21 protein-coding genes and 1 pseudogene are annotated in these 26,966 nt (G+C 62.9%); 11 read left to right on the top strand and 11 right to left on the bottom strand.

Features of this window, described 5'->3' with window-relative positions:
- Positions 1-122: 122 nt before the first annotated feature.
- The 4 genes from AC1Q6X_RS25875 to AC1Q6X_RS25860 all read left to right on the top strand — a co-directional run bounded on the left by AC1Q6X_RS25875 (position 123) and on the right by AC1Q6X_RS25860 (position 6,616).
- Positions 123-2,516, top strand: coding sequence for a M1 family aminopeptidase (locus tag AC1Q6X_RS25875; protein WP_492498828.1), 2,394 nt, complete (start codon positions 123-125; stop codon positions 2,514-2,516).
- Between the two features lie 118 nt (positions 2,517-2,634).
- Positions 2,635-4,494, top strand: a complete 1,860-nt coding sequence (locus AC1Q6X_RS25870) for a M1 family metallopeptidase (RefSeq protein ID WP_230506750.1) — start codon at positions 2,635-2,637, stop codon at positions 4,492-4,494.
- A gap of 22 nt (positions 4,495-4,516) precedes the next feature.
- Positions 4,517-6,154, top strand: a complete 1,638-nt coding sequence (locus tag AC1Q6X_RS25865) for a serine hydrolase (protein ID WP_492498827.1) — start codon at positions 4,517-4,519, stop codon at positions 6,152-6,154.
- Between the two features lie 267 nt (positions 6,155-6,421).
- Positions 6,422-6,616 (top strand): hypothetical protein, encoded by a 195-nt coding sequence (locus tag AC1Q6X_RS25860; protein WP_070310041.1) that lies wholly within the window; start codon positions 6,422-6,424, stop codon positions 6,614-6,616.
- Between the two features lie 59 nt (positions 6,617-6,675).
- Here AC1Q6X_RS25860 and AC1Q6X_RS25855 read toward each other — a convergent pair whose 3' ends face one another.
- Together AC1Q6X_RS25855 and AC1Q6X_RS25850 are read right to left on the bottom strand one after the other, a co-directional pair.
- Complete coding sequence (locus tag AC1Q6X_RS25855) at positions 6,676-7,503, bottom strand: class I SAM-dependent methyltransferase (protein WP_492498826.1); 828 nt, start codon at positions 7,501-7,503, stop codon at positions 6,676-6,678.
- Positions 7,504-7,591: 88 nt separating this feature from the next.
- On the bottom strand, positions 7,592-8,248 hold the full coding sequence (locus AC1Q6X_RS25850; RefSeq protein ID WP_492498825.1) for a pyridoxamine 5'-phosphate oxidase family protein: 657 nt from the start codon (positions 8,246-8,248) through the stop codon (positions 7,592-7,594).
- Positions 8,249-8,356: 108 nt separating this feature from the next.
- On the opposite strand from AC1Q6X_RS25850, the gene pdxR reads away from it, so the two are divergent.
- Together pdxR and AC1Q6X_RS25840 are read left to right on the top strand one after the other, a co-directional pair.
- Positions 8,357-9,862 (top strand): MocR-like pyridoxine biosynthesis transcription factor PdxR, encoded by a 1,506-nt coding sequence (gene pdxR / locus AC1Q6X_RS25845; protein WP_492498824.1) that lies wholly within the window; start codon positions 8,357-8,359, stop codon positions 9,860-9,862.
- A gap of 31 nt (positions 9,863-9,893) precedes the next feature.
- Entirely contained in the window at positions 9,894-10,499 is a 606-nt protein-coding gene (locus AC1Q6X_RS25840) for a hypothetical protein (protein ID WP_492498823.1), read from the top strand.
- 29 nt (positions 10,500-10,528) lie between these two features.
- On the opposite strand, the gene AC1Q6X_RS25835 is transcribed toward AC1Q6X_RS25840, so the two are convergent.
- The 8 genes from AC1Q6X_RS25835 to AC1Q6X_RS25800 form a co-directional block, all read right to left on the bottom strand.
- Entirely contained in the window at positions 10,529-11,308 is a 780-nt protein-coding gene (locus AC1Q6X_RS25835; RefSeq protein ID WP_492498822.1) for a spermine/spermidine synthase domain-containing protein, read from the bottom strand.
- 59 nt (positions 11,309-11,367) lie between these two features.
- Positions 11,368-11,892, bottom strand: coding sequence for an FxDxF family PEP-CTERM protein (locus tag AC1Q6X_RS25830; protein WP_492498821.1), 525 nt, complete (start codon positions 11,890-11,892; stop codon positions 11,368-11,370).
- Between the two features lie 238 nt (positions 11,893-12,130).
- On the bottom strand, positions 12,131-13,462 hold the full coding sequence (locus AC1Q6X_RS25825) for a sensor histidine kinase (protein ID WP_070291740.1): 1,332 nt from the start codon (positions 13,460-13,462) through the stop codon (positions 12,131-12,133).
- Positions 13,462-14,814 (bottom strand): sigma-54-dependent transcriptional regulator, encoded by a 1,353-nt coding sequence (locus tag AC1Q6X_RS25820; protein WP_492498820.1) that lies wholly within the window; start codon positions 14,812-14,814, stop codon positions 13,462-13,464. The genes AC1Q6X_RS25825 and AC1Q6X_RS25820 overlap by 1 nt, the downstream gene beginning before the upstream one ends.
- 28 nt (positions 14,815-14,842) lie before the next feature.
- A complete protein-coding gene (locus AC1Q6X_RS25815; protein ID WP_492498819.1) occupies positions 14,843-16,081 on the bottom strand; it encodes an ABC transporter permease in 1,239 nt (412 codons plus the stop codon).
- Positions 16,082-16,109: 28 nt separating this feature from the next.
- On the bottom strand, positions 16,110-17,432 hold the full coding sequence (locus AC1Q6X_RS25810) for an ABC transporter permease (protein WP_492498818.1): 1,323 nt from the start codon (positions 17,430-17,432) through the stop codon (positions 16,110-16,112).
- Positions 17,433-17,441: 9 nt separating this feature from the next.
- Entirely contained in the window at positions 17,442-18,158 is a 717-nt protein-coding gene (locus AC1Q6X_RS25805) for an ABC transporter ATP-binding protein (RefSeq protein ID WP_492498817.1), read from the bottom strand.
- A 34-nt stretch (positions 18,159-18,192) separates the two neighbouring features.
- Positions 18,193-19,458: an efflux RND transporter periplasmic adaptor subunit gene (locus AC1Q6X_RS25800; protein ID WP_492498816.1), complete on the bottom strand. Its 1,266-nt coding sequence runs from the start codon at positions 19,456-19,458 to the stop codon at positions 18,193-18,195.
- 207 nt (positions 19,459-19,665) lie between these two features.
- Between AC1Q6X_RS25800 and AC1Q6X_RS25795 the strand changes: the two genes are divergently transcribed.
- Positions 19,666-21,231 (top strand): MutS-related protein, encoded by a 1,566-nt coding sequence (locus AC1Q6X_RS25795; protein WP_492498815.1) that lies wholly within the window; start codon positions 19,666-19,668, stop codon positions 21,229-21,231.
- Positions 21,232-21,240: 9 nt separating this feature from the next.
- Here AC1Q6X_RS25795 and AC1Q6X_RS25790 read toward each other — a convergent pair whose 3' ends face one another.
- Complete coding sequence (locus tag AC1Q6X_RS25790) at positions 21,241-23,166, bottom strand: phosphoethanolamine transferase (protein WP_492498814.1); 1,926 nt, start codon at positions 23,164-23,166, stop codon at positions 21,241-21,243.
- 433 nt (positions 23,167-23,599) lie between these two features.
- Between AC1Q6X_RS25790 and rpsL the strand changes: the two genes are divergently transcribed.
- The 4 genes and pseudogenes from rpsL to AC1Q6X_RS25770 form a co-directional block, all read left to right on the top strand.
- The gene (gene rpsL, locus AC1Q6X_RS25785) at positions 23,600-23,983 is read left to right on the top strand and encodes a 30S ribosomal protein S12 (protein WP_010394376.1); all 384 of its coding nucleotides are present in this window, start codon (positions 23,600-23,602) and stop codon (positions 23,981-23,983) included.
- A 152-nt stretch (positions 23,984-24,135) separates the two neighbouring features.
- Positions 24,136-24,606: a 30S ribosomal protein S7 gene (gene rpsG, locus AC1Q6X_RS25780; RefSeq protein WP_010394377.1), complete on the top strand. Its 471-nt coding sequence runs from the start codon at positions 24,136-24,138 to the stop codon at positions 24,604-24,606.
- A gap of 108 nt (positions 24,607-24,714) precedes the next feature.
- On the top strand, positions 24,715-26,820 hold the full coding sequence (gene fusA, locus AC1Q6X_RS25775; protein WP_070223447.1) for an elongation factor G: 2,106 nt from the start codon (positions 24,715-24,717) through the stop codon (positions 26,818-26,820).
- A 72-nt stretch (positions 26,821-26,892) separates the two neighbouring features.
- Positions 26,893-26,966, top strand: a pseudogene (locus AC1Q6X_RS25770) (GTP-binding protein); the annotation flags it as partial.

Raw genomic sequence — 26,966 nt, 5'->3', positions numbered from 1 at the left:
CTGCGCCAGTGCCGCCGGCCCCGGGCGCCGTGCTGCGTGTGGAACTTCCACAACAATGATCGATTGCAAACAGACTCGACTTAGAATGCAGTTCTGTCCACGACTCCCAGATGGAATGCGCCATGCCGGTCCTTGTCCGCTTGCTTGCCCTGTGTTTGACCTTGTTTGCTCCCTTGACCGGCCTGTGCGCCGCCGCGCCCTTCGACGACAAGTTCCGCCAGCTGGAAGAACTGCTGCCCACGCCGAACAGCTACCGCACGGCGTCCGGCGCGCCCGGTCACGCCTACTGGCAGCAGCGCGCCGATTACGTGATCCGCGCCACGCTTGATGAAGCGCGCCGCGCCATCACGGCCAGCGAACAGATCACCTATCACAACCGTTCGCCCGACAGCCTCGCGTATCTGTGGCTGCAGCTGGACCAGAACGGTTTGTGCCAGGATGCCGACCAGCGCCGCGTATTGAGCGCACCGTCGCGCCAGGCCTGGCTGAGCGGTAACGAAGACGAAGCGCTGAAATTCGAGGACTTGCGCGCCATCCATGCGGGGCGCGAATTTGACGGCGGCTTCAAGCTGACCGCCGTGAAAGCGGCCAGCGGCAAGCCGCTGCCGTATGTGGTCAACCAGACCATGCTGCGCATCGATCTGCCGGTGGCGCTGGCGCCCGGCCAGAGCGTCACGTTCAACATCGACTGGTCGTATCAGATCAATGACCAGAAGGTGCTCGTCGAGCGCTCCGGCTACGAGTATTTTGAAGACGACAAGAACACGATTTTCCAGATCGCGCAGTGGTTTCCCCGCATGGCCGCGTATTACGACGCCGTCGGCTGGCAGCACAAGCAATTTCTCGGCTCTGGGGAATTCACGCTCGAGTTTGGCGACTACGAGCTGTACCTGACCGTGCCGGCCGACCATGTGGTGGCCGCCACGGGCGAGCTGCAAAACCCTGGCGCTGTATTGAGCGCGGCGCAGCGCGAGCGCCTGGCGCGGGCGAAAAACAGCGCTACGCCGCTGCTGGTGATCACGCCCGCCGAGGCGCTGGCGGCGGAAAAGGGCAAGCCGACGGGCATGAAAACCTGGCACTTCAAGGCGGCCAATGTGCGCGACGTGGCGTGGGCCTCGAGCCGCAAGTTCATCTGGGATGCGCAGGGTTTGGATAGCGGCGGCAAGCGCGTGATGGCCATGTCGTATTATCCGAACGAGGGCAATCCGCTGTGGCAGCAGTACAGCACGCGCGCCGTCGTGCATGCGATCGAGCAGTACAACAAATACAGTTTCGACTATCCGTATCCGAACGCGATTTCCGTCAATGGCGCCGTGGGCGGCATGGAGTATCCGATGATTGCGTTCAATGGCGGGCGCCCCGTGAAGGACAAGAAGACGGGGGAACTCACGTATTCGAAGACGACCAAATATGACCTGATCGGCGTGATCATCCATGAAGTGGGGCACAATTATTTCCCCATGATCGTCAATTCGGACGAGCGCCAGTGGACGTGGATGGACGAGGGCCTCAACTCCTTCCTGCAGTACCTGGCCGAGCAGGCGTGGGAAGAGCATTTCCCGTCCTGGAATGGCGAGCCGCGCAAGATCGTCGACTACATGCGCAGCCAGAACCAGGTGCCCATCATGACCAATTCCGAGTCCCTGCTGCAGTTCACGGCGAACGCCTACGACAAGCCGGCCACCGCGCTCAATATCCTGCGCGAAACCATCCTCGGGCGCGAGCTGTTCGACTTCGCCTTCAAGCAGTACGCCTTGCGCTGGAAGTTCAAGCGCCCGACGCCGGCCGACTTTTTCCGCACCATGGAAGACGCTTCCGGCACGGACCTGGACTGGTTCTGGCGCGGCTGGTTCTATACCACCGACGCGGTCGACATCAGCATCGACGGCATCAGCGAATACGGCGTGAGCACGAAGAATCCGGAAGTCGAGAAAGCGTGGAAGAAGACGCAGAAGGACGCGCAGCCCATCTCGATCTCGGACCAGCGCAACAAGGCCCTGCCGAAGAAGGTCGATGCCGATCCCGCGCTGAAGGATTTCTATAACCGGCACGATGAATTCACGGTCACCAACAAGGACCGCAACAGCTATGCGGAAGAGCAGGAAACGCTGGAGCCGTGGGAGAAAAAGCTGCTGGAACAGCGCAACATGGGCAAGCATCTGTACCTGGTCGACTTTTCGAATCTCGGCGGCCTGGTGATGCCGCTGATCCTGGAAATCGAACTGCAAAGCGGCAAGAAGATCATCGAGCGGGTGCCGGCCGAAGTGTGGCGCTACGCGCCGCACAAGATCAGCAAGGTGATCATCACGGACGAGCCGATGGTGGGCCTGGTGCAGGACCCGTACTGGGAGACGGCCGACATCGACACGAGCAACAATAGCTGGCCGCGAAAAATCACGCCGTCGCGCCTGGAGCTGTTCAAGCAGGACCGGGACAAGCATAACCTGATGAAGGATTTGAATACGCCGCTGAAGGCGCCCGAGGCCAAGCCGCAAGCCAGCGCAGAAGCAAAATAGGAAAACAGCGCCGGCCGGTCCGGCGCTTTTTTCTGCCGGCCCGCGCCGGAAGTGCTATTCTGCGCGACGCCCCGGCGCACACGGACCGGGGCTTTCGCAAATCATTCAAAAGACGACCATGCAAACTTTGACCTTCCTGCGCGCGCTGGGCTGTGCGCTATTTTGCCAGCTAACGCTGGCTGCGCACGCCGATCCCCTCAGCTATGCGCGCTACGACCAGGTGCGCACGCGCGACCTGCAGCTGGACTTGAAAGCCGACTTCAAGCAAAAGACGCTCTCCGGCTATGCCGAGCTGTCCTTGAACTGGATCGATCCGGCGGCGCGCACGCTGGTGCTCGACACGCGCGATCTGTCGATCGCCAAGGTGCAGGTACAGGACAAGCGCGGCGCCTGGCAGATGGCGCCGTATCAGCTGGACAAGGCCGACCCGGAAAAGGGCCAGGCGCTGCGCATCACCACCACGGGCCAGCCGGGCAAGGTGCGCGTCTACTATCACACGGCGCCGAACGCCATCGCCCTGCAGTGGCTCACGCCGCAGCAGACGATGTCGGGCAAGCTGCCGTTCATGTTCAGCCAGTCGCAAAGCATCAACGCCCGCTCGTGGGTGCCGTCGCAGGATACGCCGGCCGTGCGCTTTACGTATAGCGCGCGCATCGAGGCGCCAAGCGGCATGCGCGTCGTGATGAGCGCCGAGAACGACGAAAAGGCGACCGGCAAGGGCGGCTGGAAATTCAGGATGCCGCAGCCGATTCCCTCGTACCTGCTGGCGATCGCCATCGGCGAACTGGAAGTGCGCAAACTCGGCCCACGCTCCGCCGTGTATGCGGAACCGCCGCGCATCAAGGCGGCCGAATACGAGCTGGCCGACACGGAAAAGATGATCCAGGCGGCCGAAGCGCTGTATGGCCCGTATGGCTGGGGGCGCTACGACATGATCGTGCTGCCGCCATCGTTCCCCTACGGCGGCATGGAAAACCCGCGCCTGACCTTCCTCACGCCGACCATGATCGCGGGCGACCGCAGCCTGGTCGACCTGATCGCGCATGAACTGGCCCACTCATGGTCGGGCAACCTGGTCACCAACGCCTCGTGGAAGCACATGTGGCTCAACGAAGGCTTCACCACCTACGTCACGACGCGCATCGTCGAGCAGCTGTATGGCAGCGACGTGGCGCAGATGGGCGTGCAGGTCGACCAGGAAGAACTGGCCGCGTCGATCAAGGAGTTGCCGGCGGCGAAAACGGCGCTGATCACGCGCGACGCCGATGCCAACCCGGCGGAAACGTACACGGACGACGGCATCATCTACCCGAAAGGCGCCTGGTTCCTGGCCACCATGGAGCGCCGCGCCGGCCGCGCCGTGTTCGACCCCTTCCTGCGCGGCTGGTTCGACCAGCATGCGTTCCAGAGCGTGACGACGGAGCAGTTCATCGCCTACTTGCGCAAGAACCTGCTGGCACAGCATCCGGACGTGATGCCGGAAGCGGAACTCGAGGAATGGCTGTATGGCACGGGCGTGCCGGCCAGCGCGCAGCGCGTCGTCTCGCCGCGCCTGGCGCTGCTCGACCAGCACCGCGACGCCTGGCTCAAGGGTGAGCTGTCCACCAGGGATCTGGGCATGGACAAGTGGATCGCCATCGAATCGATGCACTTCCTGAACGACATCAACAACAAGGCCAGCGCGGCGCAATTGCGTGAGCTGGATCAGGCGTATGGCGTGGGCAAGAGCGGCAACAATGAAGTGGCCTACCGCTTCTACCTGGCCTCCGTGAACGCCGGCTACGACGTGCGTCAGCCCTTGCAGGCATTCCTGCTGAGCGTGGGCCGCCAGAAGTTCGTCGTGCCCCTGTACAGCGCCTTGATGAAGACGCCGCAAGGCCATGCCTGGGCCAAGGACGTGTATGCGCAGGCGCGCGAACGCTACCACCCGGTGACGCAGGAAAGCGTCGATAAATTGATGGCCGCGCAAGCGCATTGAACCTTCTTTGGACAACCTGACCATGCATACCATGAACCGCCTCGCCGCCGCCATCGTGCTGGCGTTTTCCAGCATCGCCGTGCCGGCGCTGGCATTTGACGCAGCCCCCGTCGTTGCCGCAGCGCCGGTTCCTGCGCCTGCCTTCGATCTTGAGCGCGACGTCGCCACCGCCCTGAAAGTGTTCGATGTGCCCGGCATGGCGATCGCCATCGTCAAGGATGGCAAAGTCGTCACCGCCAGGGGTTTTGGCGTGCGCAAGCTGGGCGAAGCGGCCGCCGTCGATGCGCAGACCGTGTTCGAGGTGGCATCGAACTCGAAGGGTTTTACGGCAGCCGCGCTGGCCATGCTGGTCGACGAGGGCAAGCTGGCCTGGGACGATCCCGTCACCAAGCATCTGCCCGGCTTCCAGATGCACGATTCCTACGTCACGGGCGCCATGACCATCCGCGATCTGCTGACGCACCGCAGCGGCCTGGGGCTGGGTGCCGGCGACTTGCTGTGGTGGCCCACCACCACGTTCAGCACCGACGAGATCATCGAGAAGCTGCGCTACATCCGTCCCGCCACGAGTTTTCGCAACAGCTATGCCTACGATAACCTGCTGTACATCGTGGCCGGCAAGATCATCGCCGACAAGGCGGGGAAAAGCTGGGGCGAGGCCATGCATGAGCGCATCCTGGCGCCGCTGGGCATGACGGGCACCACGACCAGCCTGGCCGAGAATGCGGGCAATCCCGATGTCGCCAGCGCGCACAGCAAGATCGACGGCAAGATCGCCGCCGTCAAGTCGATGCCCGTGCCGAACGCCGTGGGTGCCGTGGGCATCAACACGAATGCGGAAGACATCGCCAAGTGGATGATGGTGCTGCTCGATGGCGGCAAGATCGCCGGCGTGCAGGACAAGGACGGCAAGGAAGCGCGTCTGTTCAGCGAAAAGCAGGGCCGCGAAATGTGGACGGCGCAAACGCCGATCAAGATCCCCGAGCCGAAACCGGCATTGGCCGCGACGAAACCGAACTTCAGCGCGTACGGCCTGGGCTTCCAGCTGCGCGACTACAAGGGCATGAAGGTCGCCATGCACGGCGGCGCGCTGCAGGGATTCTATTCGCGCGTGGTGATGGTGCCGGAAGCGAAATTGGGCGTGGCCATCCTCACCAATGCGGAAAATGGCGGTTCGATGACGGCGCTGCAATGGCGCATCCTCGACCATTACCTGCAGGCGGCGCCGTCGGACTGGCTGGCGCTGGTGGCCAAGGTGGAGCAGGACCAGCATGCGGAAGAAGTGAAAAAGCAGAGCAAGGCGTCGAGCGCGCGCGCGGCGAAATCGCAGCCATCGCTGCCGCTGGCGGCGTATGACGGCGAGTATGAAGACGCCTGGTACGGCAAGGTCGTGATCAAGCCGGAAGGGAAAAAACATATCCTCAGTTTTACGCGCACGCCGGACCTGACGGGCGAGCTGGAACACTGGCAGCACGACACCTTCATCGTGCGCTGGAAAGAGCGCAATTTCAATGCGGACGCCTACGTGACGTTCTCGCTCAATCCCGATGGCAGCATCGACCGGGTGAAGATGGCGCCCGTGTCGGCCGAGACGGATTTCAGCTACGACTTCCAGGACCTGAGCCTGGTGCCGGTGAAGCCGAAGGAAGCGAAGAAATAAAGGATCGATACCAAAACCGCAGCCTGTGCCGCGGTTTTTTTTCGCCCGTTGCCATGCAAATGCGCGGCGCAAGGGCGGCGGGCCGGTTTTTATTCCATGAAATGGGGCGAAAAATAAACGTTATCTTGATTTGTGGTTTGCGTATTTACTAACTTTTCAAGCTGCTACTATTTCCATGCGCCCTATGCCTGGAGACCGATGCGTGCGGGCGGCTGGCGCTTGTGCCATGTTTTTTATAACGACTCAACTCTTGGGAATGGGATAAAAATGATCAATGTGAAAAAAGCCGTATTTGTCTTTTGCGCCGCCGTCGGTTTTGCCGGCGCCGTCAGCTCTTCGGCGTATGCCCTGCCGTCGCGCGAAACCTGCGAGGAAGCCCGCGATTCCTGTCTCGCCGATGGCAATGAAAACGACTGCGCGCTGGTGCGTCGCCTGTGCGGCGTGTACGGCATCCACCTGTAGCCGGCAGGTAAATCCGCGCTCGGGCGGCGCGCCGGATTGGCACGCCGCCGTTGGATTGACTATGGCTTGACGAACTTCAAGGTCATGCGGTCGCTCTCGCCGATGGCCGTGTACTTGGCCCGGTCCGCATCCTTGTTGGCGTAGGTGGGCGGCAGCGCCCAGACGCCGCCTTGATGGTCCGCCGTGTCTTTCGGATTGGCGTTGATGTCCGACTTGCCCGCCAGCTTGAAGCCCGCGCCTTCGGCCAGCTTGATCACATACGCTTCGTGCATGTAGCCGCTGCTGGCCGTGGCGTCCTGCGCCTTGTGCGCCGGCAGGCGATGCTCGACGACGCCGAAGACGCCACCCGGTTTCAGGCTGTCATACACTTCCTTGAACAGGGTCTGCATGCCCGCTTCGCCGATCGGTATCCAGTTGTGGATATTGCGGAAGGTGAGCACCATGTCGGCCGTGCCCTTGGGCGCGATGCGGTAGGTGGTGGGCGGTGCGAAGGCGCCGATTTCCACCTTGCCGAAGGCGGCCGGGTTGGCGTCGAGTTTTTGCTGGAAGCGCGCCGCGCCGCGGCGTGCTCCTTCGCTGGCCGATTGCGGATCGTTGCCGGCCGCGATCAGCTTGCCGTTGTCGCGCAGGTAGGGCGCCAGGATCTCCGTGTACCAGCCGCCGCCGGGTGCCAGTTCCACCACCGTCATGGTCGGCTTGATGCCGAAGAACGTCAGGGTTTCATACGGGTGGCGGGCACTGTCGCGCAGCGCATTGGCCGGCGTGCGCGCGTTGCCGGCGATGGCCGCCTTCAGGGCCGCGTCGCCCGCATCGGCGGCCAGTGCCGCGCCGCTGCCGCCACAGGCCAGCATGACCGTCAGGGCCGCAGCCAGGGATACTCGCTTCATCATCATATGCTCCATGCGTGATTGGATCGGTTGGTGAATTGGTGGCGATCGCCATCAACGCCGATCATCGGTCAAGCACGCCGGCCGGTCAAGCGGATTTCGTACCCCATGCGGCGGCATACGCGGGCATCTCGCTGGTGTTGAGCGCATCGGCGATGGCCGCGCCACGGCCGTGTGTAAACGGCAGTTCGCCCGTCCAGACGGCATGCGTCATGTCGTCCGCGTCGTCGAGCGGGCCGCCCTGGCGCTGCTTGACGGCATATTCGTCGAGCGCGATGCGCAGCACGGTGGTGGCCGCGTATTCCTTGGCGCTGCCGCCGCGTACGTGCGCCAGGCGTCCCGGCACCAGCTTTTCCATCAGCGCGTCCATGGCCGCATGCTGCCGGCCGATATCGCTTACTTTTTCAAACTGCCCGTACACCATCGCGGAACGGTAGTTCATTGTGTGATTGAAGGCGGAGCGCGCCAGCACCAGGCCGTCGAGATGGGTGATGGTCACGCAGACGTCGCTCTCTTGCAAACGCTTGAGCATGCGGCTGCCGTTCGAGCCATGGATGTACAGGTGGCCATCGATGCGCCAGCAGGCGGTCGGGATGCAATGGCTGCCCTTGTCGTCGTGGAAGGCGATATGGCACAGGTAGGCGGCATCGACGATGGCGTACAGGGCGGCTTGCTCGTAGCTGGCCAGTTCGGCGACGCGGCGCACGCGGGTACGGGGGCTGGGAGGCAGGGCGGTAGCGGTCATGGCGGGAATCCGGTTGGTTGAAGAAGCAGGCCGCACTATAATCGGCATCTGGCCCTGAAAAAAGATCCAGAACTGCCAAATAATATAGAGCCACGATGAAAGGGGCGCATGGATTTCGCTTTGCTGCTGGGGGCGTTCGAGCGCACGCACCGCGAGCGGGGCTGGCCGCGCCAGCGCCTGCTGCATGAATGCCTGCGCGCGGCCATCCGCGGCGGCCAGCTGGCGCCGGGCACGCGCCTGGCCGCCACGCGCGTGCTGGCGGCCGAACTGGGCGTGGCGCGCAATACCGTGCTGTACGCCTACGAGCAGCTGGCCAGCGAAGGGTTTGTCTTGCCGGACCGGCGCGGCACCGTCGTCGCCGGCGGCGCCGGCATGCCGGTGACGTCGCCAGTGAGCGGCGGCCAGGATGGCTTGTCGCGCCGCGCCCGGCATTTGCGCGGCGTGTCAGGACAGGATGCCAGCGCGGCGCTGGTGTTTCCCGCCGACGCCATGGGCGCGTTCGCGCCTGGGGTACCGGCGCTCGACGCATTTCCGCTGGCGCAGTGGCGGCGCATGCTGGACCGCGCGTGGCGCGCGCTGACGCCGCGCCAGCTCAATTACGGCGACCCTGCCGGCGAGCCCCAGCTGCGCATGGCCATCGCCGACCATTTGCGCGCCGCGCGCGGCGTCGTCTGCGATGCGGGCCAGGTGTTCATCACGGACGGCACGCAGAGCAGTCTCGATGTCTGCCTGCGCGCCTTTGCCGACCAGGGCGATACCTTGTGGATCGAGCATCCCGGCTATGGCGGCGCGCTGGCGGCGGGCCGTGGCGCCGGCTTGCAGGTGACCGGTATCGCCGTCGACATCGATGGCATCGCGCCGACGGACGCCGACTGGCGCGATACGCCGCCGCGTCTGATCTACACGACGCCGTCGCACCAGTATCCGACGGGCAGCGTGCTCAGTCCCGCGCGCCGCATGGCGCTGCTCGAACGCGCGCGCGCGGCCGGAGCGCTGATCATCGAAGACGATTACGACAGCGAGTTTCGCCATGGCGGACCGCCCCTGGCGGCCATGCAGGGACTGGTGGCCGACGCGCCCGTCGTTTATCTGGGCACCTTCAGCAAGACCATGTTCCCCGCCTTGCGCATTGCCTTTATCGTCGTGCCGGCCGCGCTGGCCGGCGCCTTCGCGCAAATGCAGGCGCAGGGCGCCGCACGCGGCCGTGTCGCCGAGCAGCTGGCGCTGGCCGAGTTCCTGCGCAGCGGCCTGTTTGCGCGCCATGTGCGCCGCATGCGCAGGCTGTACCGCCAGCGCCGCGACGCCTTGAGCGAGGCCTTGCAGCGCCATGCGTGTGCGGGCGCGGCCATCCATGGCGGCACGGCCGGCATGCACCTGGCGCTGCGTTTTCACGACACGGCATGGGATGACCTGGCGCTGAGCCGCCGCGCCGCGCAGGACGGCATCGTGGCGCTGGCGCTGTCCGCGCATGGCACGGGAGACGGGGCGGGCTGGAGCGGTTTCCTGCTCGGTTATGCGCAGGTGCCGGCCGAGAACATGGATGGCCTGGCGCGCCGCCTGGGCGCAGTGCTTGCGCAAGCTGGCGCGGCTGGACAGGTGAGGCTGGCACAATAGGCTTTTGCCAGGCTGCGGAAGAGTACTACCCATGATACTGAGCTGGAAAGCCCCGATTTATTACAATGACAAACTCACCGGTTCCTACGACAAGGAACGTGGGTCGTATGAGACGGCCGGATCGAACTTCGACTATCTGGACCTGCTGCAGGGTGCGCCTTTTCCGAGCGGTATGGACAAGCCACCCGTGCATTTTGTCTGTCCCAAGGAACGGCTGCTGAAATATGACTGCCTGTGGCTGCTCGGTGAGGTGCCGCTGGTCTCGGCCCGCCTGGCGGAGTTCCTCGCCGGCGCCGCCGGCCAGGACGTGGAATTGCTCGCCCCCGCCTGCATCATGGCGGGCGGCGAACCGGTGGAGCAGCCGTTTTACATCGTCAATGCGGCGCAACAAGTACAGACGGTGGACCTCGAGCGTTCAATCGCGGAAAAAGATGACAAGGGCAATATCATCTATTTCACGAGCAGGTTTTTCCGCGACGATGCCATGGCGCCCAGGCAGGTTGCCAGGGATGCGCAATCGGGCGACCTGTTGATCTCCAGCGAGCTCGCTGGCTTGATGACGGCCGCGCGCTTCAAGGGCGACAAGAAGCTGGGGTTTTATCGCGCCGAAGGAAGATGGGAAGAGGCTCTTGAATGAGATCGCACGGGCACCGCGCCCGATGGGGCTTACTGCTGATCCTGCATCCACTGCTTCAAGCCGTTGACCCAGTTCTTGGCGGGCAGGTTGAACTGTTTCTTGATGGTGGCGGCGCGTTCATATAGCTCACTGAAGTCGAGCGATGGCGATTTTTTGAAGGCCAGCACGACGATGTTTTCATCTTCCATTTCCGGCACCCAGACGACGGCGTCGAAGACCAGTTCCATCGCCTGCAAGTTCTTGTCGTAGTTGGGGAAGTCGCCGAAGACATTCGTGCACATGATGCCGTCGTCGGTCAGGCAGTCAAAGCAGGCCTGGTAGAACTCGGGCGTGTCGAGCACGGGGCCGCGAGCGTCTTCGTCGTACAGGTCCACTTGCAACGCGTCGACCGTGCCGTGGTTGGCCGGGGCGAGCACGAAGTCGAGCGCATTCATTTCGCGCACGTCGAGGCGAGCGTCGTTCGGCGGCAGCGCAAACTGGGCGCCGCAGATGGCGATCACGTTCGGATTGAGTTCGATGGCCGTGACCGTGGCGTCGGGAAAGCGGCGGTAGCTGAACTTGGTCAGCGCGGCGCTGCCCAGACCCAGCTGCACGATGCGTTTGGGCTGCGTCTTGAACAGCATCCACATCATCATCATCTGCACGTACTCGAGCTCGATGGCGTCAGGTTTGTCCAGGCGCATGGCGCCCTGCACCCACTTGGTGCCCAGGTGCAGGTAGCGGATGCCGCGGTGTTCGGTGGTGGTGGCGGGCGGGTGGCCCGGGTGGCTGAAAGCGGTGTGGCTGGTGGAGATAAAGTCGGTCGTCATGGCGCCAGTTTAGCAGCCGCCAAAGAAAAAGACGCCGTAGCGTCTTTTGGGTGGTGCGCTCAAGATTGCTTGCGGCGTCGTGCCAGGAAGCCGAGTATGCCCAGGCCTGCCAGCAGCATGCCATAGGTTTCCGGTTCAGGAACGGGCGCCAGGTTCAGGTTGAAGACGCCGCCATAGCTGCCGCCCTTGGTATTGCCGATGACGGTCAGAACCAGCGGGCCGTTGAACAGGATGCTCGTAGGCGCCAGGACTTCGCCCTGGGCATAGCCAAAGACGGTGGGGCCGCCAAAGCCGCTTAGCGAAATGCCGTTCAGGTTGGCACTGCTGAAGCTGATGGAAGAGCTGTCCGAGCCCGTGACAGACAGATTGGCCAGGAAGGCTTGCGCGGTTGAACCGAAGGTCGCGTTGGGCGTGAACGTGAACGTATCGGTGAAGTCGCCGAGCGGGCTGGGAACGGCGCTGAAGCCGCTGGTCCACAGATTGCCCGTGGTATTGACGAGGTTGACTGTGTAGGCGGTGGCGCTGGCGCTGCCAATGGAAGCAGCGCTCAGGATTGCCGCTGCGATGAGTGATTTTAATTTCATATTGATCCCCGCGAAAAAACGATTAATGTTTCAAAAAAACCGTACCGCGTTGATAAATTATCGCCGAGACTAGTCATTGTCAATTAGTTATTTTGATATCATTATGCAAACTCAAATAGCTTATTTCTAACACACGGGCATGGGGCTCGCTCAGTTGCAATACTGGACATGATAATTGTCAGTGTTGCACTGAAAATTAATCGCGGATGATGTGATTTAAAAATCGTTACACAAGGAACTAATTTCTGTCGAGTAAGGGAAGAATCAAGGTCACCGCCAGGCCGCCGTCCTCGCGGTTGGCCAGGGTGATGCGCCCGCCATGGGCTTCGGCGATTTCGCGCGCCAGGGCCAGGCCCAGTCCCGTGCCGCTGCGCTTGGTGGAATAAAACGGCACCAGCGCGTTTTCCAGCACGGCGCCGCTCATGCCCGGCCCGCGGTCGCTCACTTCGATGCGCAGCTGCCCTTGCGCCTGGCTGACGTGCAGGCCGATATGCTGGAGCTTGGAGCCGGACTCCAGCGCATTCTTGAGCAGGTTCAGCAGCGCCTGCTGCATTTGCGCCGCATCGAACACGGCAGCCTGCGCGGGAGGCGGACCGTCCAGCGTGAAGGCCGCTTGCGAGGCCAGGCTGTCGAGAAAGGGTTGCCATTCGCATGGCGCCAGGCGCGGCGCGGGCAGCTTGGCAAAACGCGCATAGCCGAGGATGAAGGTTTCCAGGTGGCGCGTGCGCTCTTCGATGGTGGCGAGGATTTGCGGCAGGCGTTCCGTCTGGCCGCGGCGCACCAGCTCGGCGCCGGAATGGGCCAGCGAGGCCAGCGGCGCCAGCGAGTTGTTGAGCTCATGGCTGATGACGCGGATGACCTTTTTCCAGGTTTGCACCTCCTGGCGCCGCAGCTCCAGCGTCAGCTGGCGCAGCAGCAGCAGTTCGTGCTTGCGCCCGTTCAGGCTGAAGCTGCGCCGCGCCAGGTGATACACCTCTTCCTGCTCCCCTTCGCCGCTGGTAAACAAGCCGTCGTTGCGGCGCGCCAGCGCTTCGGCCAGGGCCGGCGCCGCCTGCTGCACGATGTCGGCCAGATGATGCCCTTCGAGCCGGCGGCCGTGGTGCAGCAGCTGGCGCGCGGCCAGGTTGGCGTAGACGATGGCGCTGCCCTCGGCCACCAGCAGCATGGCCACCGGCGTGTTTTGCACCATGGTGTCGAGCAGCAGTTCGCGCTGCACCAGGTCCAGGCGCTGCTTGCGCAGCACGTCGCCCAGCGCATTGTGGGCCGCCACCAGATCGGCCAGTTCATCGTTCTGCGGCCAGCGCAGGCTGAAGCCGAAGTCGCCGTCCTGGTAGCTGGCGACTGTGCCGCTCAAGGCGCGAAACAGCGACAGCATCGCCTGCAGTTGCGCGCGGATGGTAATGACGGCCACCGGCAGCACGCACAGCAGGGTACCGGCCAGCACCAGCAGCGGCTGGCCTGGCAAAAAATGCGCGAGCAGCAGGGCGATGACGATGCCCAGCACCAGCAAGGTGACGATCAGCGCCGTCCAGCGCGTGAGCAGGGAAAGACGCATGGGGCGGTCTGCCATCAGCCGCGCGCGATGCCCAGGCGTTCCATGCGCCGGTACAGGGCCTGGCGCGACAGGCCCAGTTCCTGCGCCGCCTGCGCCACCACGCCGTGTGCGCGCGCGAGCGCCGCGGTGACGTTGTCGCGGTCCGGTTCCGCCGCGCCGGCATCCTGCGGCGCGCGCGGCGATGCCGCACCGGCCAGCGGCAAGCCCGTTTCCAGCGCGCCGATCACCGGGCCGGCCGTCAGCAGGCTGGCGCGCTGCATGACGTTTTTCAGTTCGCGCACATTGCCCGGCCAGCCGTGGGCCAGCAAACTAGCCTGCGCCTGCGCATCCAGCGTTTTTTCGCCGCCCAGAAAATGCCGCGCCAGCACGAGGATGTCCAGCGGGCGCTGGGCCAGCGGCGGCAGGCGCAGTTCGATCACGTTCAGGCGGTAGAACAGGTCTTCGCGAAACGTGCCGGCCTTGATCATCGCCGGCAGGTCGGCATTGCTGGCGCTGATGACACGCACTTTCACTTGCCGCTCGCGGTTCGAGCCGAGGCGTTCGAAGCGCCCCGTTTCGAGCACGCGCAGCAGTTTCATTTGTCCGGCCAGCGGCAGGTTGCCGATCTCGTCGAGGAACAAGGTGCCGCCGTCGGCCGCGTCGAACTTGCCGTCGCGCGCCCGTGTGATGCCGGTATAGGCGCCGGCCTCGGCGCCGAACAGTTCCGCCTCGATCAGCTCCACGGGAACGGCGCCGCAATTGAGCACGACGAAGGGGCCGCCGGCGACCTGGGAATTGGCTTGCACGATGGCGGCGATGCGTTCCTTGCCGCTGCCGTTCGGCCCCGAAATGAGCACGGGCACGTCGGCGCGCGCCACCTGGCACGCCAAGTGCACGACTCTTTGGGTGGCCGGGTCTTGCCATACCATGCCGCGCAAGTCGAAGTCGTGTTCCAGAGCGTGGCGCTGGCGCTGCTCGGTCAGCACGCGCTGGCGCAGCGCGCGGTTGGCCTGTCCCAGTTCCAGCAGGTTCTGCACGCTGGCGATCAGGCGCCGGTCATCCCAGGGCTTGGCCAGGTAGTCGGCCGCGCCGGACTTGATCAGGTCGACGGCCGCGTCGAGCTGGGTCCATGCCGTCAGCAGGATCACGGGCAGGTCGGGGTAGCGCGCGCGGATCGCGTGGAACAGCGCGCTGCCTTCCTCGCCCGACGTGGTGTCGGCCGTGAAGTTCATGTCCTGCACCACCAGGTCGATGGCGTGGCGCTCGAGCAGGTGCAAGCCTTCCTCGGGCGAGGCGGCGCGCACGGCGTCGATCTCGTGCAGGGAAAACAGCACGTCGAGCGCGATGGCCACGGCGGCATTGTCGTCAATAATCAGTACGGTAGGCATGCGCGCAGCATATCACTCAGGTGCCGGCTCAGGTACTGCGGGTGGCGGTGGCGGGCGAAATGCTGGCCGCGCGCCATGCCGGGCCGTACACGGCGCCCAGGCCCAGCAGCCAGAACACGAGCGCGCCGGCCAGCAGGTAGCCGGGCGGCAGGCGCGCCATTTCCAGCTGGCTTACCAGCAGCTGGTTCAAGCCCAGGGCCAGCAGCACGCCGGCCGCCACGCCGGCGCTGGTGATCATGAAATTCTCGGTCAGGAAGTAGCGCAGGATGTCGACGCGGCGGGCGCCCAGTGCGCGCCGCACGCCGATCTGCTTCCTGCGCTGCGTCACCCACAGGCTGGCGATGCCGACGATGCCGCTGGCCGTCACCAGCAGCAGCAGGGTCGACACGGCGATCAGCATCCAGGACAGGCCCTGGTCGGCCCGGTAGCGTGACGTGCGGTGCTTTTCCAAGGTGTCCGTGCGTACCAGCAGGCGCTCGCTGGTGGCGTTGCGGATGGCTTGCTCGGCCTCCTTCATCAGGCGGTCGCGCTGTCCAGGCTCGGCCCGCACGGCGTACAGCAGCGAGTCGCGCGAACCCGTCAGGCGCGCCGGCAGGATCAGCGAATGCTCGCCATGCGCGCTGACCTGGCCGACCTGTGTCTGCAACCGCTCCACCACGCCGATCACGCGCATTTCGTCGTCATCGTCGCCGGTGCCGTTGAACAGGGTCTTGCCGACAAAGCTGCTTTCGCCAGGCCAGATTTTTTGCGCTGCGGCGAGCGTCACGATGACCACCTTGGGAAAGGTCTCATCGACTTTTTCATCGATTTCCAGCACCTCGTCGGGATGGAAATCACGGCCTTCCACCAGCTTGAGGCCGTATGTCTTGACCAGCGAGTCAGGCGTGAAATACATCGACGTGGTGGCGCTGGCCGTGGGCTGTCCACGCTTGATGGAGACATTGGTGCTGCTGCCGGAACGCGACAGCACGGCCTGCGAGGTCTGCGCCACGGAGAGCACGCCGGGCAGGCTGCGCAGCAAGGCGGCCTGGCGTTTCTGGTCGGCCAGCTGGCGCTGGTGGCTGCCTTTGTCCATGCTTTGGATGTTGACATAAAAGATGTCGTTTTCAGCGGCCACGCCGGTGGGGCGGGCGGCGATCGCCTGGCGCAGGTTAACGATATGCAGGGCGTTGGCCAGGATGGCCAGGCTGATGGCGACCTGCACGGCGACGAGTACGGCACCGGTTTTGCTGCGCATCAGTGCCGACAGGATGGGGCGGATTTCCATGTTGAACCTCATTGCGGTACGGTGAATGTCATTGGGATTTGAGCTGTATCGCCGGCGTCACCTGGCAAGCGCGCCAGGTGGGCAGCAACCCCGCCAGCAGGGCGGCCAGCACGGAGACGGCAAACGTCAGCAGCAGCATCGGGATATCCATGTGCGCCACGGTGCCCAGTTCCTTCGATTGCGAACGCACGACGGCCAGCGCTGCATACGCCAACAGCAGGCCCAGCACGCCGCCGGCCAGGCCGATGACGCCCGTCTCGATCAGGAACTGGCGAAAGATGTCGCGCCGCGTGGCGCCCAGCGCACGGCGGATCCCCACTTCACTGGCGCGCACGGAAAACTTCGCCAGCAGCAGGCCGATGGTATTGACCAGGCATAGCAGCAGGAAGCCGAAGGCCAGCCAGGCCGCCAGCTTGTTGTCGTTGTCGACCACGTTCAGGAACACCATCCATTCCTTGACGTTGTACAGCGCGTTGGGCGCGTGGCGCGGCATGCGGCCCAGCTTGCGCTGCTCGGCAGCATAGCTGTCGAGATATGCCTGCAGCTCGCCACGCTGGCCCGCGTTTTCCATCTCGAACCAGAACTGCAGCCAGGTACAGTCCGACGCCAGGGTGCCCTGGAAGCCGGGGCCGCGTTCGACGCCGCTGCAGGCCATGCCGCCGTCATGCCGCGTTTCATGGCGGATGGCGCTGGCAAACGGAATGAAGAATTCATCTTCCGTGCCAAAGGCGCCCTTGCTGCCGATGATGCGGTGTATGCGCGGCACGGGATCCCAGTGATCGAGCACGCCGCTGACCAGATAAGACTGTCCCAGTACCGTCACGCGCCGGCCCACGGGATTGACCGTACCCAGCAGTCTTTCCGCCAGCGAGCGGCTCAGCACGATGACGTCGGCGCCGCTGGCGTCATCGGCTTCGCTCCATGGCTGGCCATACAGGAAGGGGACTTCGAACATGGCGAAGAAATCGCGCGTGGGCGCAATCCCCTGGGCCTGGAAGGAACCGATATCCTTGCGTGCCGGCTCGACCGGACCGGCCACGCCATACATGACGGTGCGGCGCACGCCCATCTTGCTGGCCATGAAGTTGCGCGCATCGATATAGCTCATCTGGGATTGCGCGAAGCCGGGCTTTTGGCCGGGCACGTAGCCCTTGACGGGCAGGATGTCGATCATCGGCACGAACATGCGGTCGCTCTTGTGCGGCAGCGGGTCGCCCGACATGGCGTGCAGGATAGTGACGGTCGACACGCTGGCGGCCACGCCGACGGCCAGGGTCAGCACCATCAGCGCGGTCAGGGCGCGGTTGCGGCGCAGGCTGCGCAGGCCCAGCGTGAAATAGTAGCGGAACATGGTCTCTCCTTACGCGGTCGCGGCGTGCTGCGGCCTGGCCGACAGCGAGGCGCCGTGCTGCACCAGGTCCGACACCTGGCCGTCGATGATGTGCACATTGCGCTGGCTGCGCAGCGCCAGTTCCGGATCGTGCGTGACCATCAGGATGGTGGTGCCTTGCGCATTGATGTCTTCCAGCAGTTCCATCACGCCGCGCGCCATCTGCGTGTCCAGGTTGCCCGTCGGTTCATCGGCCAGCAGCAGCTTGGGCGACCCGGCCAGCGCGCGCGCGATCGCCACGCGCTGCTGCTGGCCGCCCGACAGTTCGGCTGGATAGTGTTTCATGCGCGACGCCAGGCCCATCTTGGCCAGCGCGTCCTCGATGCGCTCCTTGCGCTCGGCGCGGTTGAAGCCCCGATAGCGCAGCGGCACGTCGACATTGTCGAACAGCGACAGGTCGGGGATCAGATTAAAACCCTGGAAGATGAAGCCCAGCTTTTCATTGCGCAGGCGCGAACGGGCATTGTCGTCCATGCCCCTGACGTTGACGCCGTCGAGGATGTATTCGCCGTCGGTGAATTCCTCGAGCAGGCCGGCGATGTTCAGAAAGCTCGTCTTGCCGGAGCCCGACGGCCCCGTGACGGTGACGAATTCACCTTGTTGTACGTGGATGTCGAAGCCGCGCAGGGCGTGGGTTTCGATCATGTGGGTGCGGTAGACTTTGCTCAGGTTGTGCATGCGCAGCATGGCGGGGCCTCTTGTGGGGTGAGATGAGTGAGATTCAGTTGAGCGAGACGCGGGCCGCGTTCTCGAAGTTTTCCGTGCCGGCGACGACCACCTTGTCGCCCAGCTTCAAGCCGTCGAGGATTTCCACGGCCGCCACGCTGGTTGCGCCCAGTTTGATCGGCGTGCGCATCGCCACGCCGTCGCGCACGACGTAGGCGAAACGGCCGCCTTCGGCTTCGACGAAGGAGCCGCGCGCCAGCATCAGCACATCCGGTTTTTCATCGATCAGCAGGCGCGCCGCCACGCGCTGGTTCTGGCGCAGGCCGGCCGGCTGCGCGCCGTCGAAACGCACGCGCGCCAGCACCTGGTTTTTCACCACTTCGGGCGACAGCGCCGACAGCTTGCCGGTCGCCCGGACGACGCCCGTTTCGATCTCGGCGCGCATGCCCAGGCCCATGTCGGCCACATAGGTTTCCGGCACTTCGAGTTCGACTTCCAGCTGCGACAGGTCGACCAGCGTCATCAGCGCGGTATTGGCTTGCACCACGCTGCGGTTGGCCACCGACAGGGTGCCGATGAAGCCGTTGACGGGCGCGCGCACGGTCAGCTCGTCGACCCTGCGCTGGGCGTTGTCGCGGACGAGGCGCTGGCGTTCCAGTTCGTTGACCTTGGTCTTCAGCGCCAGGGTCACGTCTTCGCTTTCCAGGCCCGCCGCCTGCGACGCGTGCTTGCTGCGGATATCGGCGGAATTCAAGGCATCCTTCGCCTTCTGGTAATCGATCTTGGCGATGATGCCCACCTGCGCCACGCTCTCATAGCGTTCGAGCGTGCGCTGCGCGGACAGGCGCTCGATCTCGGCCGTGTCGGCTTCACGGCGCGCCAGCAGTTTCTGCTTCTTGGCCAGGATCTGCTGGCGCGCCACTTCCGCCTCCAGCTGCTGCACGCTCGACTGTTCGCGCTTGAGGGCGTCGGACAGGTCAGGCGACTCCAGCACGGCCAGGATGTCGCCCTTTTTCACCGTGTCGCCCGCCTTCGCTTTCAGCGTGACGGTGGCCACCGTGGTCGAATACAGGGTGGGGCTGATCGAGGCGACCACGCGGCCCGTGACGGCCGCGTCGCGGATCAGGGTGCCGCGCGTGACGTCGGCGATGCGCAGGCGGCTGCTGTTGACGGAATGCTCGCTGTTGCGCCAGCCGGCAACGACCGCGACGGCGGCGCCGATGACGATGACGGCGCCGGCCAGCAAAAGGGCGCGTTGCTTGTGGCGCTGGCCCGGCGGGGCGGACAGTACGGCGTCTTGAGAGGAAGTATCGCGGATCATGGTCATGTCTCGTGAAGGATGACTTTTCCAATGCACGATCCATGCCAGTGATTAAGTCGTTGATTTGAATGGGAAAAAATTCGTGCGTCCGGCTGTCCGCCGTGTCCGCACCGTCCGGCGTGTCCATCCGTGCATGCGACGCTTGATAAATTGGCAATCGCCTGCATCTGCTGTGGCATTCCCTTCATCGACTCCTCCTCCGGCGCCTTGCATCCATTCCTCCAGCAACTTTTCCCTGCCGCTGCCTTCGCGCCGACGCTCGATTATCCTTTCGCGCGCAGCGACGTGGCGATGCTGCAGCGGCTGACGGGCGAGGCGCCATCGCTCGATGGCCAGACCTGGGACGAGCTGCTGCTCGACCAGTATGCGGCGCAGCTGGCGTGCGAGACCAGCATCTTCGGCCAGCAGGAGCTGCACCGGCGTCTGAGCGGCGGCCAGGCCGATCCGGCCTCTGTCGCGCGCGTCCGGCGATTGCTGGACGATCCGGCCCAAGTGGCCAGCCTGGAACGCGCCTGCCTGCCCTTGCGTCAGACCGATACAGAGGTGAGCGAGACCCTGTTCGGCGCGGCGCTGCCGCCGGCGCCATGGTGGAGCGCCTGGCTATGGCTGGTGCCGCTGGCCCTGTTGCTGGCCATCGCCGCCACCTGGCTGGTGGGCTGGCCGGCGCTGTTTGGCGTGCTGGCCGTCTGTGTTGCGCTGATGGCCGTACAGGTGCGTTTTTACGAAAGCGCCAAGGCGTGGGAACGTATCCTCGCTACCTTGCGCCACCTGCTGAAAACCCGTGCCGCGCTGGCGCGGCTTGACGGGCCGGCAGCCTTGCCATGGGCGACCGGCGGCACGCAGGCGACCAGGCTGACGCGCGCCATCGAGCGCTCGCTGCTGCACTACGTGCCCTTCATCGATACGGTACTGGTCGAATATGGCGATTGGCTCCTGCTGAAAAACGTCAAGCGCTATTTCCGCACGCGCCAGTTGGTGGCGCGGCAGTTGCCCTTGCTGCGCGACAGCTTTGCCCAGGTGGCGCAGCTGGAAGCGGACCTGGCGCTGGCGCGGCACCTGCGCGCGCTCCCCGTGTTTTGCTGGGCAGGCACCGCTGCGCCGCGCTCCCTGGCCTTGCAGGCCATGCGGCATCCACTGCTGGAGAATGCCGCACCGCTGTCGTTCGGCGTGCAGGGCAAGGGGAGCTTCATCTCCGGCCAGAACGGTATTGGCAAGAGCACCTTGCTGCGTTGCATAGGCTTGAACCTGGTCTGCGCGCGGGCCTTTGGCTTTTGCCATGCGCACAGCGCCGATGTGCCGCGCCTGGCCGTGTATGCGAGCATGCAGAACGAGGACTCGCTCGATGGCGGCGAAAGTCTGTACATCGCCGAATTGCGCCGCGCGCGCGAATTGCTGGCGTTGGCCGAGGAGGGGACGCCGGCGCTGTTCCTGATCGACGAGATTTTTCGCGGCACGAACCACCTCGAGTCGGTGGCGGCGGCCGCCGCCGTGCTGCATACGCTGGCCGCGCGCCACCTGGTGATCGTCTCGTCGCACAACCTGGTGCTGGGGCCCTTGCTGGAAGACTGCCTGGCGCCGTGGTGCGTGCGCCGCGACGATGCGGGCGCGCTGCTGCTGGCGCCCGGTGTGCTGCAGGCCACGAACGGCATCGCCCTGCTGGCGCAGCGGGGCTTTGACAGCGCCATCGAAGACAAGGCGGAACGCGTCTTCGACTGGCTCAGCATGCACATGGCGCAACCGGCCGATTACGGCGGCGTGCTGGAACGGGCCTGATGACCGCCCTTACTTGTCCTGCTTTTCCGGCGTGCTCTTGTCGATCACTTCGCGGCAATCGCCGCGGATGATGGCGTTGTCGTAGTTGGTCCAGCCGTAGCTGTCGACGTAGCGCTTGTGCTGCTTGAAGCGGGGGCTGGCGATGCTCCATTCGGGCTGTTCGCCGGCAAAGCGGATGTCGCCCAGGTCGAGCAGGGTGTGGAACATGTTTTCCGTCGACAGGCGCGCCTTCTGATGGCGCCGCAGCTGCGTCACCTTGTCCGGATAATGCTGCTGGAATTGCGGCGAATACCAGACGAAGGCGGGCACGTGGAATTCGAACTGCGTGTTGTGCCCATGGAAGGCCAGGCGGCAGGTGCCGTCGTACAGGGTCTGGCCGTGATCGGCCACGTAGACGAGCGAGCTGCGCAGGGCGGTGCGCTGGCCGTCGTCCTTCAGCATGCCGATCACGTTCGACAGGAACCAGTCCGTGTACAGGATGGAGCTGTCGTAGCTGTTGTTCAGCTGCGGCTTGATGGCCGTGTCCGTGTAGACGGGCTTGTCGACGCCGAACAGCGACGGCTGCCACTTGTCGAACGATTTCGGATAGCGCTGGCTGTAGTTCCAGTGGCTGCCCAGAGTGTGCAGCACGATGAGTTTTTTCGGCGCCGGGTCGGCCAGCGCATTTTTGAACGGGTCGAACAGGATCTGGTCGAAATTCGAACTGTTGGTAAAGCCGCCCAGGTTCAGGAATTGCACCACGTCCGCTTCCTTGGCGAATACGGAGACGGGCGTGTCGAACTGGCCGAACGAGATCTGGTTCGACAGCCAGTAGGTCTTGAAGCCCGCTTCCTTGTAGGCGGTGAGGAAGGATTTTTCCGAGAAGCCATCCTTGAGGCTTTGCGTGGCCGGCTTGCGCGAAATGATGACGGGCACGGACAGGCGCGTGGCGGAAACGGCCGTGATGACGTCGGCCAGCGGCACCAGGTTGCTTTCCTGTTTCAGCAGGGGATTGGTGTCGCGTTCGTAGCCGTTCAGGCTCCAGCGGTCGTAGCGCGACGATTCGCCGATCACCATGACCACCACTTCCGGATGGGGATCGGGCTGTTGCTGGTGCGCGCCGAAACGGAAGGTGCTGCTCTTCTGTCCCAGTTCGGCCAGGTATCTGCGTTCCTTGTAGAAATCGAAGCCGCGCGCGGCCAGGCCGAAGGGCCAGGAATTGCTGACGGTGTCGAAGGCATAGGGCAGGCGCGCCCAGTGGGGCAGGCTGGGCCAGCCCAGGCCCGTCTCGTCGGCGCCGGCGATGCTGGCGTTCTCGGGCTTGCTGCTCTCTTCGTCTTCCTCGGCCGTCTCGTCGTCGGCCGAACTGGCGTCGCCGAAGCCGGAGGCGCCCGCCTTGCCGCTGGCCGCCGGATGGCTGGCCTTGGCGGACGCGGGGGCGCTGTGCAGCACCTTGGCCTCGAAACCGAATTCGTAGCCATACCACCAGAAGCCGCCCAGCAGGATCAGCAGCACGAAGGCGGCCGGGCGCGTCTTGCCGCGCCAGTCCAGGTCGCGCGTGCGCGTGGCCGCATACCAACTCAGGGCGCACCAGGCGATCACGCCCAGCATGACGGCGCCCATCAGCCATACTTTTTGCCCGAGAAATTCCATCGCTTCCTTGGGACTGGTTTCGAAGATGATCCCCAGGTGGTGCGTGGAAATGCCCTGGCCATAGAAGATGAACAGGTAGATTTCCGTCGGCAGGGCCAGGAAGGCGGGCACCAGCAGCCAGTGGAAGTAGGCGGGGCGCTGGAACACGCTCCAGACGGCCAGCCACGCCAGCAGCTCGAACGTGAACATCTGCCACGGATGCTCGAGCGCGCGCCCCAGCAGCGCGGGGATGAAGGGCACGGCCGTCAGCAAGGCATACGTCAGGAGCAGGAACAGATTTGCGGGGCGAAGCAAGGAGCGCATAAAGGAGGGCGGGAGGGCAGCGAAAAATGTCCGCTATTATCAATCCTTTTGTTGTCTTGCGGTCGTACAAGAATGTGCGTGCCAGATGCTTGGTCGCAGGGAAAGAGTGCCAAATCATCAAGCGTTTGCGCGTGGCGGCGTCCGCGCCTGGCTGCCGAAAATTAGTCAAAACACCACAAATACCCGCGATTTTTGCCTTTTTTTATAGCAAAAAGCGGTAAACTGATTGACCCCCTGTAACACAAGGTCTAAACTAGCGAGTTCTCGATTTTATTCTGCTCATCGTTTACGCATTACTTGGCATTTCATGGCCGCTCCTTATCGAGTGGCTGCGGGCGCCTCCGGTGCGCAGTAGATGAAAGCGGGACGAGGTTTTAGTCGCCGGGCATCTTGCCCGGGTTATTAATCGTAGTTTTTTGTTGGATTTATAACGATGCCAACCATCAATCAATTGATTCGCAATCCACGCGTCGCTTTGACCGTGAAGAGCAAATCGCCGGCGCTGGAAAACAGCCCGCAAAAACGTGGCGTCTGCACACGTGTTTACACCACGACTCCAAAGAAGCCTAACTCGGCTCTGCGTAAAGTCGCTAAAGTTCGCCTGACCAATGGTTTCGAAGTCATTTCGTACATTGGCGGTGAAGGCCATAACCTGCAAGAGCATAGTGTTGTGCTGTTGCGCGGCGGCCGCGTCAAGGATTTGCCGGGTGTGCGTTACCACATGGTTCGCGGTGCCCTCGATACCCAAGGCGTCAAAGACCGTAAGCAATCGCGTTCGAAGTACGGTACCAAGCGCGCTAAAGCTGGCAAGAAGTAATAAGTTGTACGCAGCAAACCCAAGTTTCGCTCAGTGGCAACTAGCTAAGTGAATGTAGTCGACCGCATCTGGTCGAGTAAGTGGAAGACTATGATGGTCGTCCGCGAGTGTGCGAAGAACGCGCGCTCAACTGAAGATTGAAAGGAATTGATATGCCACGTCGTCGTGAAGTACCCAAGCGCGAAATTTTGCCAGATCCAAAATTCGGCAACACTGATGTCGCTAAATTTGTAAACGTGCTGATGCTGTCCGGTAAGAAATCGGTTGCAGAAAACATCATCTACGGTGCTTTCGAGCACATCGCAGCAAAATCGGGCAAAGATCCGCTCGAAGTTTTTGCTACCGCAATCAACAACGCCAAGCCGCTGGTTGAGGTGAAATCCCGTCGCGTCGGTGGTGCAAACTACCAGGTGCCGGTCGAAGTTCGCCCAGTCCGTCGTATGGCTCTGTCCATGCGTTGGTTGCGTGAAGCTGCTAACAAGCGCAGCGAAAAATCGATGCCACAACGCCTCGGCGGTGAGCTGATGGAAGCGGCTGAAAGCCGCGGCGGCGCGATGAAAAAACGCGACGAAGTCCATCGTATGGCTGAAGCGAACAAAGCGTTCTCGCATTTCCGCTTCTAATATAAAGCCAGCTACCGCAAGGCGGCTGTCAAGCATCTGTTGTTCGAGGCCGGGCTCATTTTTGCAAAAAAATGCTGCTCGGTTTTGTCCATTCATTTAGGATTAATTATGGCCCGCAAGACCCCCATTGAGCGCTACCGCAATATCGGTATTTCCGCTCACATCGATGCAGGTAAGACGACCACGACTGAGCGCGTCCTGTTCTACACAGGCGTGAACCACAAGCTGGGCGAAGTCCATGATGGCGCTGCCACCACCGACTGGATGGCACAAGAGCAAGAGCGCGGTATCACGATTACCTCGGCTGCTGTTACGTGCTTCTGGAAAGGCATGGCAAACAACTTCCCAGCGCACCACATCAACATCATCGACACCCCAGGCCACGTTGACTTCACCATTGAAGTGGAACGTTCGATGCGCGTGTTGGATGGCGCCTGCATGGTTTACTGTGCAGTCGGCGGCGTGCAGCCACAATCGGAAACGGTATGGCGTCAGGCTAACAAGTACAAAGTGCCGCGTCTGGCCTTCGTGAACAAGATGGACCGTACCGGCGCCAACTTCTTCAAGGTCTACGATCAGATGCGTTCGCGTCTGAAAGCGAACCCAGTACCTATTCAGATGCCTATCGGCGCTGAAGACGTCTTCACCGGTGTGATCGATCTGGTCAAGATGAAAGCGGTTATCTGGGACGACGCGTCGCAAGGCATGAAGTTTGAATACGGCGACATTCCTGCACACCTGGCCGCTGATGCTGCCAAGTGGCGCGAGAACATGGTTGAAGCCGCTGCTGAAGCGTCCGAAGACCTGATGAACAAGTACCTGGAAGAAGGCGACCTGTCGGAAGCCGAGATCAAGGCTGCTCTGCGTCAGCGTACCATCGCCAGCGAAATCGTTCCAATGTTGTGCGGTACCGCCTTTAAAAACAAGGGCGTGCAAGCCATGTTGGACGCGGTCATCGAGTACCTGCCATCGCCAATCGACATTCCGCCTGTCCCAGGTCTGGATGACGACGAGCAGCCAGTCGAGCGCGCAGCTGACGACAATGAGAAATTCTCGGCATTGGCGTTCAAGATCGCAACCGATCCGTTCGTCGGTCAGTTGTGCTTCATCCGTTGCTACTCGGGTACCCTGAATTCGGGCGACTCGGTGTTGAACTCCGTGAAGCAGAAGAAAGAGCGTATCGGCCGTATCGTGCAGATGCAAGCGAACGAACGCGAAGAAATCAAGGAAATGCGCGCTGGCGACATCGCCGCCGTTGTGGGTCTGAAAGACACCACCACGGGCGATACGCTTTGCGACGAAAAAGCCAGCGTGGTTCTGGAGCGCATGGTCTTCCCTGAGCCGGTGATTTCGCAGGCAGTCGAGCCAAAAACCAAGGCCGACCAGGAAAAAATGGGCCTGGCGCTGAACCGCCTGGCTGCAGAAGATCCATCGTTCCGCGTGCGTACCGATGAAGAATCGGGCCAGACCATCATCGCCGGTATGGGCGAGTTGCACCTGGACATCATCGTTGACCGCATGAAGCGCGAATTCAACGTTGAAGCGACCGTCGGCAAGCCACAAGTGGCTTACCGCGAAACGATCCGTAAAGTGTGCGAAGAGTCGGAAGGCAAATTCGTCAAGCAATCGGGTGGTCGTGGTCAATACGGTCACGTGGTTCTGAAGATCGAACCGCAAGAACCGGGCAAGGGCTTCGAATTCGTTGACGCGATCAAGGGCGGTACCGTTCCTCGCGAATACATCCCTGCAGTTGAAAAAGGTGTGCGCGACACGCTGACTTCGGGCGTGATGGCTGGCTACCCAGTCGTTGACGTGAAAGTCACGCTGTTCTTCGGTTCGTACCATGATGTTGACTCGAACGAAAATGCATTCCGCATGGCCGCTTCGATGGCATTCAAAGATGGCTGCCGCAAAGCATCGCCAGTCATCCTGGAGCCGATGATGGCCGTGGAAGTGGAAACGCCGGAAGACTACGCCGGTACCGTGATGGGCGATCTGTCGTCGCGTCGCGGCATGGTGCAAGGTATGGATGAAATTGCTGGCGGTGGCGGCAAGATCATCAAGGCCGAAGTACCTCTGTCGGAAATGTTCGGTTACGCTACATCGTTGCGTTCGTCGACCCAAGGTCGTGCGACTTACACGATGGAATTCAAGCACTATGCTGAAGCACCTAAGCATGTGACTGAAGCAATCGTAAGCTCGAAAGCTAAGTAATAGAAGTTCCGGGCCGGCTTTCACGAGAATGCCGGTCCCTACATTTAAATCATTGTTCTAAGGAAGAATAAAATGGCAAAAGGTAAATTCGAACGGACCAAGCCGCACGTCAACGTCGGCACCATCGGCCACGTCGACCACGGTAA

The sequence above is a fragment of the Janthinobacterium sp. GW823-FHT06H09 genome (genome assembly GCF_058794735.1).
This window is presented reverse-complemented; position numbering and strand designations above follow the sequence as displayed.